The organism is Afipia sp. OHSU_II-C1, assembly GCF_000497575.1.
Taxonomy (GTDB): Bacteria; Pseudomonadota; Alphaproteobacteria; order Rhizobiales; family Xanthobacteraceae; genus Afipia.
This window is the reverse complement of sequence record NZ_APJI01000001.1, coordinates 98,181-111,981: the sequence shown is the minus strand read 5'-3', so window position 1 is coordinate 111,981 and position 13,801 is coordinate 98,181. Positions and strand designations below refer to the sequence as shown.

Annotated in this window: 12 protein-coding genes; 5 read left to right on the top strand and 7 right to left on the bottom strand. The window is 62.6% G+C overall.

The window, feature by feature from the left end; genetic code table 11:
- Positions 1-51: 51 nt before the first annotated feature.
- Entirely contained in the window at positions 52-1,020 is a 969-nt protein-coding gene (hemC, locus tag I554_RS0100475) for a hydroxymethylbilane synthase (RefSeq protein WP_029659348.1), read from the top strand.
- On the opposite strand, the gene hemE is transcribed toward hemC, so the two are convergent.
- Complete coding sequence (gene hemE / locus I554_RS0100470) at positions 1,017-2,063, bottom strand: uroporphyrinogen decarboxylase (RefSeq protein WP_024573805.1); 1,047 nt, start codon at positions 2,061-2,063, stop codon at positions 1,017-1,019. The genes hemC and hemE overlap by 4 nt on opposite strands.
- 289 nt (positions 2,064-2,352) lie before the next feature.
- Here hemE and I554_RS0100465 point away from each other — a divergent pair, with 289 nt between their 5' ends.
- Positions 2,353-3,366 carry a nitronate monooxygenase family protein gene (locus tag I554_RS0100465; protein ID WP_024573806.1) on the top strand — a complete coding sequence of 338 codons (1,014 nt, stop codon included), beginning with the start codon at positions 2,353-2,355 and terminating at the stop codon, positions 3,364-3,366.
- 116 nt (positions 3,367-3,482) lie between these two features.
- On the opposite strand, the gene I554_RS0100460 is transcribed toward I554_RS0100465, so the two are convergent.
- Positions 3,483-4,901: a YdiU family protein gene (locus I554_RS0100460; RefSeq protein ID WP_024573807.1), complete on the bottom strand. Its 1,419-nt coding sequence runs from the start codon at positions 4,899-4,901 to the stop codon at positions 3,483-3,485.
- A gap of 81 nt (positions 4,902-4,982) precedes the next feature.
- Here I554_RS0100460 and I554_RS0100455 point away from each other — a divergent pair, with 81 nt between their 5' ends.
- Positions 4,983-5,315: a hypothetical protein gene (locus I554_RS0100455; RefSeq protein ID WP_024573808.1), complete on the top strand. Its 333-nt coding sequence runs from the start codon at positions 4,983-4,985 to the stop codon at positions 5,313-5,315.
- A gap of 153 nt (positions 5,316-5,468) precedes the next feature.
- Here I554_RS0100455 and I554_RS0100445 read toward each other — a convergent pair whose 3' ends face one another.
- On the bottom strand, positions 5,469-6,182 hold the full coding sequence (locus I554_RS0100445; RefSeq protein WP_024573809.1) for an RraA family protein: 714 nt from the start codon (positions 6,180-6,182) through the stop codon (positions 5,469-5,471).
- 180 nt (positions 6,183-6,362) lie between these two features.
- Between I554_RS0100445 and I554_RS0100440 the strand changes: the two genes are divergently transcribed.
- Both I554_RS0100440 and I554_RS0100435 read left to right on the top strand, forming a co-directional pair.
- On the top strand, positions 6,363-7,352 hold the full coding sequence (locus I554_RS0100440; protein WP_024573810.1) for a hydroxyacid dehydrogenase: 990 nt from the start codon (positions 6,363-6,365) through the stop codon (positions 7,350-7,352).
- A gap of 149 nt (positions 7,353-7,501) precedes the next feature.
- Entirely contained in the window at positions 7,502-8,107 is a 606-nt protein-coding gene (locus tag I554_RS0100435; protein WP_024573811.1) for a hypothetical protein, read from the top strand.
- Here I554_RS0100435 and I554_RS0100430 read toward each other — a convergent pair.
- The 4 genes from I554_RS0100430 to nikR form a co-directional block, all read right to left on the bottom strand.
- Entirely contained in the window at positions 8,104-9,399 is a 1,296-nt protein-coding gene (locus tag I554_RS0100430) for an MFS transporter (protein ID WP_024573812.1), read from the bottom strand. The two genes, I554_RS0100435 and I554_RS0100430, sit on opposite strands and share 4 nt — an antisense overlap.
- Before the next feature lie 153 nt (positions 9,400-9,552).
- Positions 9,553-11,655: a S9 family peptidase gene (locus I554_RS0100425; RefSeq protein WP_024573813.1), complete on the bottom strand. Its 2,103-nt coding sequence runs from the start codon at positions 11,653-11,655 to the stop codon at positions 9,553-9,555.
- Positions 11,656-11,794: 139 nt separating this feature from the next.
- Positions 11,795-13,063: a Zn-dependent hydrolase gene (locus I554_RS0100420; protein WP_024573814.1), complete on the bottom strand. Its 1,269-nt coding sequence runs from the start codon at positions 13,061-13,063 to the stop codon at positions 11,795-11,797.
- A gap of 51 nt (positions 13,064-13,114) precedes the next feature.
- The gene (gene nikR, locus I554_RS0100415; RefSeq protein ID WP_024573815.1) at positions 13,115-13,570 is read right to left on the bottom strand and encodes a nickel-responsive transcriptional regulator NikR; all 456 of its coding nucleotides are present in this window, start codon (positions 13,568-13,570) and stop codon (positions 13,115-13,117) included.
- Between the last annotated feature and the right edge of the window lie 231 nt (positions 13,571-13,801).

The following is a 13,801-nucleotide window of genomic DNA, read 5'->3' as shown; positions in this document are numbered from 1 at the left end:
TCGTACTCGAATAATTCGCCCCTAGATGGAGCACACGTGGCAGCAATTTCCATGCGTATCGGAACGCGCAAAAGTACCATGGCGCTTGCGCAGACCGAGGAAATCGCACGCCAGCTCACCGCTGCTGCGCGGGATCTGAACGTCGAGATCGTCAAGTTCGAGACGCGCGGCGATCAGGATCAGACCGGTTTGCTGCTGCCGCACGGAGGCAAGGGCGGCGCATTCGTCGCCGAAATTCGCGAGGCCGTGATCGCAGGAAAGCTGCACGCGGCGATGCATTCGCTCAAGGACATGCCGGGCAACGAGGATACGCCGGGCCTTGTGATCGGCGCGACGCTGTCGCGCGATCCGCCGACCGATGCGCTGGTGCTGCGCGCGGACGTCACGTTCGACGATCTGAAGCGTACCAAAGGCAAGGGCTTCAAGATCGGCACCAATGCCGTGCGGCGTGCCGCATATGCGCGGCGGCTGTTTCCCGAGATCGAAGTGATTCATTTCCGTGGCGCGGCCGATACGCGGGTGCGAAAGCTCGACAACGGCGAAATGCAAAAGCTCGCGGACGGCGGCGAGGTCGGCCCGGCCGATGCGCTGATCATGGCGCGGTCCGGACTGGAGCGTGTCGGGCTTTCCGGTCGCATTGCCCATGAGTTCACAGCGCTGGAGATGCTTCCGGCCGCGGGGCAGGGCATTGTCGCGGTGGAATGTGCCGCGAATGATTGGCGGACGCGGCAGTATCTTGCGCTGATCGATGATCCCGCCGCGCATCTGTGCGCCGACGCCGAGCGCGAGGTGCTCTGGGTGCTGAACGGCCATTGCAATTCACCGATCGCCGGATTCTCTACGATCGATGGCCGCGAGATGTCGCTGACCGCGTCGGTGCTCGATCTTGAAGGCGATCAGTTGTTGGAGACGACGCGCACCGGACCCGCCGACAAGCCGCGTGAGCTTGGCCGCGCGGTGGCGTTCGATCTGCTGGCGAAAGGCGCAGCAGCGATCATCGAACGGTCGCGGCCGGCTTAGCCCTGATACCCGCGCACGCGCTTCAGCATCTGTTCGACATTCGCGATCGGGGTTTCCGGCTGGATGCCGTGGCCGAGATTGAAGATGTATCGGCCGCCTGCATAGTTCGCCAGCGCGTCATCGACCGCGCGATCCAGCGCGGCACCGCCGGCGATCAAGGCCAGCGGATCGAGGTTGCCCTGGACGGCGACATGGTTCTGCACGCGCTCGCGGATCAGTGACGGGTCCGCCGCCCAGTCGATGCTGACGCCGTCGACGCCCGTGCGCCCGACATACAGCGGCAACTGTGCGCCCGCGCCGCGCGGGAATCCGATGATCTTCGCGCGCGGTGCTTTTGCGCGCACGCCTTCGACAATGCGCCGCGTCGGCTCGACCGACCAGCGCTGGAACTCGCGTGGCGGCAGCACGCCCGCCCATGTGTCGAAGATCTGCAGCGCATCGGCGCCCGCCTTGAGCTGTCCCAGCAGATACTGGATTGAATTTTCCACCAGTACGTCGATGATTTTCGCAAAGGCATCGGGCTCGCGGTAGGCGAGCATCCGCGCGGGTGCCTGATCCGGCGTGCCTTGCCCGGCGACCATGTAAGTCGCGACCGTCCACGGCGCGCCGCAGAAACCGATCAGCGCGATTTTTGGATCGAGTTCGGCGCGAACCCGGCGCAGCGCCTCAAAGACGGGCTCGAGTTTGGTGAAGTCAGCAGCCGTCGCCAGCGTGTTGATCTTTTCCGGTGTGTCGAGCGGGTCGAGGCGAGGTCCTTCGCCCGTCTCGAAGCGTACGGACCGTCCGAGGGCGTGCGGGATCACCAGAATATCGGAAAAGATGATCGCCGCATCGAAGCCGAACCGCCGGATTGGCTGCAGCGTCACTTCGGCGGCCCACTCCGGATTGAAGCAGAGGTCGAGAAAGCTGCCGGCCTTGGCACGCAATTCCCGGTATTCGGGCAGATAACGGCCAGCCTGCCGCATCATCCATACCGGCGGCACGCTCTGGCGGCTTCCGGCGAGAACTTCGAGAAAGGGCTTAGTGGGCTGCGGCTGGCTCAAGCGGAAATTCCGTTGCGGGATAATGGAGTTATCGCCGCTCTGATACACGCTGCTTCGGGGTTTGGCCACCAGTGGCCGGCTGAGAAATAATACGAATGTCAGAACCGGATCGCAGGTTGACGCTATGGTTCATCCTGATACGTTCCTTTTCGGAACGGATGGCATGGCAGCCTTGCCCGGCCAAACCATTGTCGGGCCGCGAGCAGTTGCGCTAACGGTGTAAACCGATCAGCCCGCTTGCGGAAGCGCCGCAACGAACTTCGATTGAAGACACCAGGAGAGGGAACACATGAAAACGGCAATTACGGAACTGTTCGGCATTCAGCACCCGATCATCCAGGGCGGTATGCACTATGTCGGCTTCGCGGAGCTTGCGTCGGCCGTGTCGAACGCAGGCGGTCTTGGCATCATCACCGGCCTGACCCAGAAGACGCCGGAGCTTCTCGCCAAGGAAATCGCCAAGTGCAAGGACATGACCGACAAGCCGTTCGGCGTGAACCTGACCTTCCTGCCAACGTTTTCGGCCCCTCCGTATCCCGAATATATCGCGGCCATCAAGGAAGCCGGCATCAAGGCGGTTGAGACCGCGGGCCGCAGCCCCGAGCAGTACATGCCCGCGCTGAAGGCCGCCGGCATCAAGGTGATTCACAAGTGCACTTCGGTTCGTCACTCCCTTAAGGCTGAGGCCATCGGCTGCGACGCGGTCAGCGTCGACGGTTTCGAATGTGGCGGTCATCCCGGCGAAGACGACATGCCGAACATGATCCTGCTGCCGCGTGCAGAAGAAGAACTGACGATCCCGTTCGTCGCCTCCGGCGGCATGGCCGATGCGCGCAGCCTGGTTGCTGCGCTCGCCATGGGCGCGCAGGGCATGAACATGGGCACGCGCTTCATCGCGACCAAGGAAGCGCCGGTGCATGACAACGTGAAGCAGGCGCTGCTCAAGGCGACAGAATTCGATACCCGGCTCGTGATGCGCAACCTGCGCAACACCGAGCGCGTTCTCACCAACAAGGGCGTCGAAAAGCTGATCCAGATCGAGCAGGAAAAGGGCAAGAGCATCAAGATCGAGGATATTCTTGAGGAAGTCGCGGGCGTTTATCCGAAGGTCATGATCGACGGCAACATGGACGCCGGTGCATGGAGCTGCGGCATGATGGTCGGCCTGATCCATGACATTCCGACGGTCAAGGAACTGATCGATCGCATCATGGCCGACGCGGAATACCTTATCCGTAAGCGGCTGGCCGGCTTCCTCGACGGCAACTACGTTGCCGCCACGCCGCGCAAGAAGGTCGCCTGATTTCAGGGGTCATTCCGGGGCGCCCGCTTTCGGGCGAGCCCGGAATCCAGAATCGGCTTTGATGAAATTAACTGGATTCCGGATCAGCCCGCTGCGCGGGCTGTCCGGAATGACAGTCAAATAAGCCCATACGCCTCGCGCATCTCGTCGATGGCTTGAAGCTTGGCGTGAAACACCGACCAGTCGTCATTGTCCGCGATCGGCTTCCAGATCGCTTCGACTTCTTCGATCAGCATCGAACATGCGGCCGGCTTGCTGAAGTACGGGTGGTTTAGATCAACGCCTTCGCGCGGAACGAAGTCTTTCAATGCGTTGCGGACGGCAGCGAACGCCGTATTTACATAGTGATCCTTCGACGGGCTATTCGCCGCGCGCTCGGCGCTCGCAAGGCCGCCAAACCAGTCGAAGAAGGTCTGCTCGAATGGTGCTTTCGTCTCCGACAGGAATATCCAGAGTGCGCGCACCAGTTCATTGTCGCTCACGGCATCGCGCGGCTGGACGCCGAGCCGTCTTAGCATCGCATCGGTGAACTCCTTGCGAATGGCCGGTTCGAAAACGCCCAGCGCGTTCTCAAGGCTTGGCTGATCGGTAAGGCCGAGCAGGCATTCCGCCAGCCGCGTGACGTTCCAGAACAGCGCATCGGGCTGTCGGCCGTAGGCATAGAGCCCGGTCTCGTCGAAATACGCGGCGGTGAAGCCCGGCTCCAGCACGGGAAGAAACCGCCATGGACCGTAGTCGAAACTCTCGCCGGTGACATTGATGTTGTCGGTGTTGAGCACGCCGTGGACAAATCCGGCGGCCATCCACTGTGCGCCCACGCGCGCGACGCGGCGGCAGACCTCTTCGAGAAATGCGATGGCGCGCGCCGCTACATCGTCGCGCCACACCTCGGGCATGTACGTCCTGATCGTGTAGTCGAGCAGCTTCTGAATATTTTCTGTGCTGCGGAGAAACGCCTGGCGCTGGAATGAGCCGATCCGGATATGCGAGTGGCTCAGCCGCACCATCACGGAGGATCGCGTCGGCGATGGCTCGTCGCCGCGCACCAGCGCTTCGCCGGTCTCGATCAGGCTGAAGGTTTTCGAGGTGTCGACGCCGAGGGCTTCCAGCATCGCGGTCGCCAGCACCTCGCGCACGCCGCCCTTGAGTGTCAGGCGCCCGTCTGCGGTGCGCGACCAGGGCGTCTTGCCGCTGCCCTTGGTGGCGAGATCGAGCAGGCGGCCCTTGTCGTCGTACAGTTGCGCGAACAGGAAGCCGCGTCCGTCGCCAAGCTCCGGATTATAGGTGCGAAACTGATGGCCGTGGTAGCGCAGCGCCAGCGGCTCCTTGAAATTTTCGGCCAAGGGCTGAAACCGACCGAAATGCGCGATCCATTCCTCGTCGCTGAGCGTATCGAGCCCGACACTCTTCGCGGCGCGTTGATTGCGATAACGCAGGATGTGATCGGGGAAGGCGGCCGCCGCGACCACATCGTAGAACTCGGGACCAAGCGCGGCGTGGCTGGTCGAGGCGCGGTAATGGGATGAGACAGGCATTCAGGACTCGGATAATTTATGCGGCGGGTGAGTGGAGCATAACGGACCACGCAGCGTTCGGGTTCAAAAAGAAAGTCGAGCATGACCGACCGGCAGCAGAAAGAGCCGCGCGCCAGCAAGGAGCTCTCCCGTCACATTCTGCCTACTTCCGCAACGATGATCGGCGTTTGCGTGACGCTGGTCGGCCTCGTCAAGGTGGTGGAAAGCAGAAGCGGACCGAGCCATGTCGACGAGTATGCCGCGCTCGCCGCGATTCTGTTTCTCGTCAGCGCGGCGGCGTCCTATCTGTCCATCCGCTATGCGGGTCAGAGCCGCGCAAGCGAGCGTTATGAGCGCATCGCGGACGTTCTGTTTCTGGCCGGCCTGCTCGGCATCACCGTTATCGCAGTGTTGTTCGCCTACGAAGCGGTCTGAGGACGAACGGCTAGAACGGAAGATGACCGGTCTTGAACCAGGTCATAGCGAGGAATCCGATCACCAATCCGACGATGACGCCGAGCGCGACTTTCATGGCACAAACCTTCCGTTGATTGCGTGTTGCGAGAAGGCTTGCGCCATCGTCTCGCGTTAGTGAATCTCCGCGGCCTTCGCCAGCGCTTCCTTGAGCTTCTCCACGGTGAAACCGGGATCGCGGGCGATGCCGAGGATCGGCTCCTCGCGGCGTTCACACAGCCGCGCGGCATCGGGGAGTTTCGCTGCGACATTGGCCGGAATCACGACCGCACCATGACGGTCTGCATGAATGAGATCGTCCGAACTCACTGTCATGCCGGCTACGGACACTGTTTCACCGAAGCCCGCGAGATGAACGAACGCATGCGACGGGCCGATGCTGCCGGCCAGCGCCTGGAATCCCGGCGCCCATGCGGGAATATCGCGGATCGATCCGTCGGTGACGACGCCGAGGCAGCCGAGCGCCTTGTGAACCGAGCTGTTGACCTCGCCCCAGAATGCACCGAAGCCGATATTCGCGCCGTCGAGATCCTGAATGATGCTGATGCGCGGGCCATGACCCGTCCCGCAATATTCGTAATAGGCGACGCGTTGGGCGCGCTGATCCGCCGCCGACAGGCTCGATGGCGAGGTGGCGCGGATTGTTGCGGTGCGGGCATAGCCGACCATCGGCGGCAGGTCCGGGAACGGGCAGACCAGTGGCTTTGTCGTGTACCCGATCAGACGGCGTTCCGGCGCGACCACTTCCAGCGCGTTGCAGATGGTTGGTGTGTCCCAGCGCGCCAGTGTTTCGAGCAGGGATGCGGGGTGGGGCGCGGACTGGGTCACGGGTTGATCTCCTGTTGTTGATGTTTGAGGCTGGCTGGAACGCGGCGCGGGGAGTGTGCCTTTGCAGCGTCGCGGCGGCAAGAGCGAGCTTCGGCTTCTTCCCGGCTTGCGGGAAGAGGTCAAACGAGGCGATGATGGGCGCTCGGGCCGAACGAAAATCAACAAACATCAGGGGATGAAATGGCGACCAACAAGAAGAAACTGCTGATCGTGGAGACCATGTCGCCGGGCGGCTGGGCCCTGTTCCGGGAGCGCAGCGACATCGAGGCCATCGAGTTTCCCAACACGATCTCCGCGCCGGATTTCAACGAAATGCTGCGGCAGCATGCGCCGGTGAATGGCGTGGCGCTCGGCGGCACCGGTTTCGGCGCCAACGAGATCGTGTCTTCCGGCGAGATGATGGTGGTGGCGCGGATCGGCGTCGGCTACGACGCGGTGGACGTGAAAGCCCTGAGCGGCAAGAAAATTCCCCTGATGACCACCGGCATCGCCAATTCGCCGTCGGTCGCCGAATGCGCGCTGTTCATGATGCTGTGGCTGGCCAAGCGTTCGACCGAACTCGACAGCATCGTCAAGAGCGGTAACTGGACCAAGCGGCTCGGCGCGATCCCGTATGACCTGCTTGGAAAGACCGCTTTGGTGGTCGGCTTCGGCCGCATCGGAACGAGGACGGTGAAGCGGCTGGTGGCGATGGAGATGAACGTTCTGGTCTACGACCCGTTCAAGTCTGCCGCCGAGGTCGAGGCGGCGGGGGCGGAATATGTCACCGATCTCAATACGGCGCTGCCGCGCGCCGATTTCGTGTCGATTCACTGTCCGAAATCGCCGGAGACGGTCAACATGTTCGGCGCGGCGCAGTTGCAGTTGATGAAGCCGACGGCCTACCTCATCAACACCGCGCGCGGCGGCATTGTGGACGAAGCGGCGCTGTACGAGGCCCTCACCTCGGGCAAGATCGCCGGCGCGGGTGTTGACGTGTTCGCGCAGGAGCCGCCGCGACCGGATCATCCGCTGTTCAAGCTCGACAATGTCATCACCGCGCCGCATCTGGCGGGCGTGACGCGCGAGGCGCTCGACCGCATGGGCCTGCAAACCGCCAAGAACATTCTCAGCGCGCTGGACGGCAAGCCGATCCGCGAGAATGTCATCAATCAGGACGTGCTGAACTAGGGAACTGATCGCTTCCGGCGGTTCATCGGTTTCCGGGTGGCTTGATATTCCGTGGTTCGTCATTGCGAGTTGCGCTAGCGACGAAGCAATCCATTCTTCTTACGGTGGATTGCTTCGCTTCGCTCGCAATGACGGAAAGGGATGAGCCTATGCCGCTGCAAAACCGCGTGTCGCCGTTCGGCGAGATCGTTGCGACCGCGCATCGCGGCCGCTTCACCGGCAATCGCGGCATCATTCACGATCCGGCGACGAAGACGCTACTGAACCGGCGCTGGTCGTCAAAGGCATGGATCACCTGCGTCTGCGAATTTCGCGGACGCCGGCGCAAGGTGATGGGCGGGAGAAGCTGGACCGAGCTGTTCTTCCTCGATGAGGCGACATCGTTCGCCGCGGGGCATAGGCCTTGCTTCTATTGCCGCCGGGATGATGCGACGGCGTTTCGCGACGCGTGGGCCAAGGGCAATGGCCGCGCAAAGCCATATGCGACCGACATGGACGCCGTGCTTCATGGCGAGCGGCTCGATGGCCGCGAGAAGCGGCTGCACCCGCTGTACACCGCAGCGCTCCGGTTGCCGAATGGAGTAATGGTGACGAGAGGCGGCGAGAGTTATCTGATCGCAAACGGTGAAGCGTGGCACTGGTCGTTCGCGGGTTACAGCCGCGCATCGACAAGTCTCGCCGATGCAAGGCTCGTAACGCCACCGTCGATCGTCAATGCATTGCGCGAAGGCTATCCGGTGCAGATCGGGCTTTAGGCCGGTTTCGCAATCCGGTCCATGCGGCCCGCAACGGCGCGGACCTTGCCGGGCGAAGCAAGCCAGATCGAGGCGGCGGACAGTGCGCTGACCGCTATGCCGATGATGAAGGCCAGCGTGTAGTCTCCGTAGATGTCGTGCAGGATTCCGGTCACCCATGGGCCTGCGGCGCCGCCGGCCAGTGCGGTGAAACCGATGGTGCCGAAGATCGTGCCAAAGTGTTTGCCCTGGAAGATTTCGGCCACCACCGCGCCCATGATCGAGGTGAAGCCGTAGCCGAGGAAACCCTGCACGACGACCATGATGTAAACCAGCAGCAGCGTCGGTGTGAATTGCAACGCAATCAGCGCCGCGAAACAGATCGCGAATCCCAGTGAGGAAATCGTCCAGATCCATTCGCGGCCGATGCGGTCGGAGAGATAGCCGAGCGCAATCTGTCCCGGAATGCCGATCAGGCTGACCATGCCCAGCGCCCATGCCGCCGAGCTCGACGTGAACCCGATTTCGACGAGATACTTGGTCTGATGCACCTGCACGGCGTACCAGACATAGAGGCCGCAGAAGTAACCGAGCGAGATCCACCAGAACCGCGCGGTGCGAACGGCGAGACCGAGCGTCCAGTCGGTCGCTGCCCATGCCGGATCGACGATATTCGAGGGCGGTGCGACGGTCGTGGCGGTCGGCGCTGCATCTCCATCCGGCAGCAGTCCGATGTCTTCCGGACGCTTGCGCAGCAGCAGGTTGAGCGGAATCAGCGCAACGAGCACGAGAATGCCCATCGCCCAGCTCGCGGCACGCCAGCCGCTCCTGTCGATCAGGAACTGCACCCACGGCAGGATGATGATAGAGCCGATGCCGACGCCGGCGAAGGCGAGGCCGACCGCGAGCCCGCGGCGTCTGACGAACCAGTTCGGCAGGAACAGCGACTGGCCTGAATAGCCCAGACAAATGCTGCCTGCGCCGACAAGACAGCCGATGGTGACGTAAAGATGCCAAGGCTGCGTGGTCAGCGGCGCGAGCAGGAGGCCAGCGCCCATCAACAGAACGCCGAGCTCCATCACCGTGCGCGGGCCCGAGCGGTCCATCAGCTTGCCCATCAGCGGGCTGAGCAGCGCCGAGACCAGAAAGCCGACGGAGAATGCACCTGCGGTGACGCCGCGATCCCAGCCGAACTCATCGACGATCGGCGAGAAGAACAGCGAGAACGAGGTGCGGGCATTCACGCCGATACCCATGGTGATGAAGGTTACGGCGACAATGATCCAGCCGTAATAGAAGGGCAGGCGGCGCATGCGGGACTTCCGGGCAACAGGCGAGTCAGTGGCATTGGAGTATGGGCGGAGAACGGCGGCGCGTCATGACGCGTTGCAACGCAATCCGCAGGTGCATCATGCATGGCTGACGGCAGTGCTTAAATTACCTTTGAGGTAAGTGGAGAAAGCTTTTCAGCCTTCGCCGTCAGCCAGCCCCACCGCCCACAACGCAAACGCGTAAACAATCGCGATCTCGTCCAGCCGGTTGAAGCGGCCGGACGCGCCGCCGTGACCTGCGCCCATGTTGGTGCGCAACAGCACTGGCCCGCCGCCCGTCATCACGGGGCGGAGCCGCGCGATCCATTTCGCCGGCTCCCAGTAAGTGACGCGCGGATCGGCGAGGCCGCCCATCGCCAGAATCGCGGGGTAATCTTTCGCCGCGACGTTGTCATACGGCGAGTACGACAGGATGGTCTTGAAATCGGCCGCACTTTCGATCGGGTTGCCCCATTCGGGCCACTCCGGCGGCGTCAACGGCAGCGTGTCGTCGAGCATGGTGTTCAGCACATCGACGAACGGCACCTCGGCGACAATGCCCGCGAACAACTCGCCCGAGCGGTTCGCGACCGCGCCCATCAGCATGCCGCCGGCGCTGCCGCCGTGGCCGACGATCTTTTTCGCCGAGGTGTATTTCGCGTCGATCAGTGCGCGGGCTGCGGCGGCGAAATCGTCGAAGGTGTTGGTCTTCTTCTCGCGCTTGCCGTCGAGATACCAGCCCCAGCCCTTGTCCGCGCCGCCGCGGATATGCGCGATGGCATAGACGAAGCCGCGATCGACCAGCGACAGCCGGTTGGCGGAGAACGATGCCGGCATCGAACTGCCGTAGGAGCCGTAGCCATACAGCAGCAGCGGCGCACTGCCGTCGCGCTTGAGATCCTTGCGATGGACGATGGATACCGGAACCTGCGCGCCGTCATGGGACGTTGCCATGATGCGGGTGGTGACGTAGTCGGCAGGGTTGTGGCCGGAGGGAATTTCCTGGCGCTTGCGCAGAACGCGCGCGCGGCTGACCATGTCGTAGTCGAACACTTCCGATGGCGTGGTCATCGACGAATAGGAAAACCGGATCTGCGTGGTGTCGAACTCGTAACCGCCGAGCGTGCCGAGGGAATAGGCTGCCTCGTCAAACGCGATGGCATGTTCCTGCAGGGTCGCAAGATCGCGGATCACGATGGAGGGCAGGGCATTGGCCCGCTCCATCCGCACCAGATGACCTGAGTAAAGCTCGATATCGATAATGTAGGTGCCGGGGCGGTGCGGAATCAGGTCGCGCCAGTTCTTGCGCGCGGGCGAGGCCAGCGGCGCAGTGACGATCTTGAAGTCGATGGCGTCATCAGCGTTGGTCAGGATGAAAAGCTGATCGCCGCGGTCGGCAATCGAATACTGCACGCCTTCCTCGCGCTTCGCGATCAGGCGCGGCGGGGCCTCGGGTGCGCTCAGATCGATCAGGCGCTGTTCGGACGTTTCATGATCGCCGCCCGCGATCACGCAAAAGCGTCCGCTGGCGCTTTCATGAATATGCGTGAACCAGCCGGAGTCCTGTTCCTCGTAGACCAGCGCGTCATCCGACTGCGCGGTGCCGAGAATGTGGCGATAGACCTGCATCGGACGGTGGTTGTCGTCCAGCTTCACGTAAAAGAATGATTTCGAATCTGCTGCCCAGACGATGCCGCCGTCGGTCTCCTCGAGAATATCGGCGGAATCCTTGCCGCTCTCCCAGCCGCGCACGCGAATGGTGAAATATTCCGAGCCACGAACGTCCGCGCTCCACGCCTCCAGCCTGTGATCGGGTGAGTGACGCGCGCCGCCGAACCGGAAGTACACGGTCTGCTTCGCCAGTTCATCGCCGTCGATGATGAAACGGGCCTCGCCGCTGCCGTCGCGCGCTGTTCGTCCGATCTGCTCGTGCTGGCCGCCCTCATTATACTTCTGGAAATAGGCGAACGGTCCGTCCGGCGAGGGGACGCTGGAATCGTCTTCCTTGATGCGGCCGCGCATTTCCGCGACCAGCTTCTTCTGCAACGGCTCGGTGTGGCCCAGCACCGTATCGGCATAAGCGTTTTCGGCTTCGAGATAGGCGCGGATGTCCGGCTTGAGCACCGACGGATCGCGCAGGACTTCCTGCCAGTTGTCGTCCTTCAGCCACGCATAGTCGTCGGTCACGGTGATGCCGTGGTGCGTGAAGCTGTGGGGGCGGCGCGGCGCGACGGGAGGATTGGCAACTTTTGAAGTCATGCTGAACGAGCTTTCAATCGACGAAAATTCCGGATCGTCACCGCGAAGGCAGGGACCCATACTCCGTCGCGAGACATTACGTGGGATGTATGACGTACCTTACTGTCAGGCTAGGGCATGGCTCCCGCTTTCGCGGGGGCTAGCCGCCGACCTTCGGCTCCGTCGCAACGCCAGCGAGCGAGAGAACCGTATGGAGCAGCACGTTTGCACCGGCAGTGCAGTCGGCCTGCGTCGCATCTTCCAGTTCGTTATGGCTGACGCCGTCCTTGCAGGGCACGAAGATCATCGCCGCTGGTATCACGGTTGCGAGGTTACAGGCGTCATGCCCGGCGCCGGACGTGATCCGGCGATGGCTGTAGCCCATCTCTTTGGTCGCGGTTTCGACAGCATCGACCAGTTTTGTGTCGAACACCGTCGGCTCCTTGCGCCAGATCTGCTCGATCGTGATCTTGACGTTGCGGCGTGCGATGATTTCTGCGACCGCGCGTTGCAGCGCGTCGTGCAACTTGTCCAGCGTGGCCGACTCTGAACTCCGAATATCCACGGTGAAGGTGAGGTCGCCCGGGATGACATTGCGCGAGGGATTGTCGATCTTGATTTCGCCGATGGTGCCGACCGCATTCGGCCCGAGATCGCGTGCGATCCTTTCCACCGCAAGTACGACTTCGGAGAACGCTGCCAGTGCATCCTTGCGCAGCGGCATCGGGGTGGTGCCGGCGTGGCTGGCGAAACCCGCGATCGTGCCGTCATACCACATGATGCCCTGGCCGCGATCGACCACGCCGATGGTCTTGTTCTCGGCCTCGAGCAACGGGCCCTGTTCGATGTGCAGTTCGACGAACGCGCTGAACTTCTGCTGTCCGACTGCGTCCGTGCCGCGATAGCCGATGGTGTCGAGCGCTTGCGCAACGGTAATGCCATCGGCGTCCTTGCGGCCCAGGATGTCGTCGGTGGTGTAGTCGCCGGCGTAAGCCGCGGACGCCATCATCGCCGGAGCGTAGCGCGAGCCTTCTTCATTGGTCCAGTTGCACACGCAGACGGGATACTCGGTTTCGATGCCAGCGTCGTTCATGGCGCGGACGACTTCGAGCGCGGCGAGGGTGCCGAGAATACCGTCGTACTTGCCACCGGTCGGCTGGGTGTCGAGATGGGAGCCGATGCCGATCGGCGGCTTCGACATGTCGCGGCCGGGCCGGATCGCGAACATGGTGCCGAGTGCATCGACACTGACTTCGCAGCCGGCGGCTTCGCAGGCCGTGCGGAACCAGTCGCGCACCTGCTTGTCCTCGGGCCCGAGCGTCAGCCGCTTGACGCCGCCCTTGGGCGTTGCGCCGAATTTCGCGGTTTTGTGAATGTCGCCCCAGAGGCGCGCGGAATCGATCTGAAGATTGGATCTGGCTTTTGTCATGATGGATCGATACCGCAGGTTCGCGCCGGAAACATCTCCGGAAAAGGAGGGTCAGGTGTGCCGATGGACGTGCCTTTTCCGCGCACCTGAAGGCTTGGCCCCGCCCTCGGTGGGGATCATCACCACGCGGCCGTAGCGCACGCCGCGCTCGGCGATGACGTGGTCCGCCAGATGCTGCACGTCCGCCGTCCGGCCCTTCAGCGCGGTGATCTCCATGCAGTTGTCGTTGTCGAGATGCACATGGAGCGTCGCCAGCGACAGGTCGTGGTGGTCGTGAAAATTGTTGACAAGGCGGCTGGAAAGATCGCGCGCCGCGTGGTCGTAGACATAGACCAGAGCGGCGACGCAATCACCGCTGTTTTTCCCGGCATCCTGCGCCGCCTGCTGCATTCCGGCGCGGGCGAAATCGCGGATCGCCTCGGAACGGTTCTGGTAGCCGTGTTCCTCGATCATCCGGTCCAGTTCCGCCATGAGATCGTCGTCGAGAGTGATGGTCACGCGCTGCATTGAAAGGGCTCCGTTCCGGACGCGGCTGATGGTTCCCTGAGCATAACCGATCCATCCGGACTGTTGGGCTGATGATGCGCTCAAAACCGGCAGATTTCCCGATGGGCAGGGCTTGTTCATTCACAACTTGCCGTTTCGCAGGGCGAACGCAAGGCCGCCGTGGGACAGGATATTTTGGGACCTAATGACGCATCTGCCGGATGCGTCGCAATAACTGCGTCCCGCACGCGT

Bases quoted from the DNA above. Each gene is read 5' to 3' on its own strand.
- hemC (WP_029659348.1), top strand. From the start codon at position 52: ATGCGTATCGGAACGCGCAAAAGTACCATGGCGCTTGCGCAGACCGAG.
- I554_RS0100465 (WP_024573806.1), top strand. From the start codon at position 2,353: ATGAAAACGGCAATTACGGAACTGTTCGGCATTCAGCACCCGATCATC.
- I554_RS0100460 (WP_024573807.1), bottom strand. From the start codon at position 4,901: ATGCCTGTCTCATCCCATTACCGCGCCTCGACCAGCCACGCCGCGCTT.
- I554_RS0100455 (WP_024573808.1), top strand. From the start codon at position 4,983: ATGACCGACCGGCAGCAGAAAGAGCCGCGCGCCAGCAAGGAGCTCTCC.
- I554_RS0100440 (WP_024573810.1), top strand. From the start codon at position 6,363: ATGGCGACCAACAAGAAGAAACTGCTGATCGTGGAGACCATGTCGCCG.
- I554_RS0100435 (WP_024573811.1), top strand. From the start codon at position 7,502: ATGCCGCTGCAAAACCGCGTGTCGCCGTTCGGCGAGATCGTTGCGACC.
- I554_RS0100430 (WP_024573812.1), bottom strand. From the start codon at position 9,399: ATGCGCCGCCTGCCCTTCTATTACGGCTGGATCATTGTCGCCGTAACC.
- I554_RS0100425 (WP_024573813.1), bottom strand. From the start codon at position 11,655: ATGACTTCAAAAGTTGCCAATCCTCCCGTCGCGCCGCGCCGCCCCCAC.
- I554_RS0100420 (WP_024573814.1), bottom strand. From the start codon at position 13,063: ATGACAAAAGCCAGATCCAATCTTCAGATCGATTCCGCGCGCCTCTGG.
- nikR (WP_024573815.1), bottom strand. From the start codon at position 13,570: ATGCAGCGCGTGACCATCACTCTCGACGACGATCTCATGGCGGAACTG.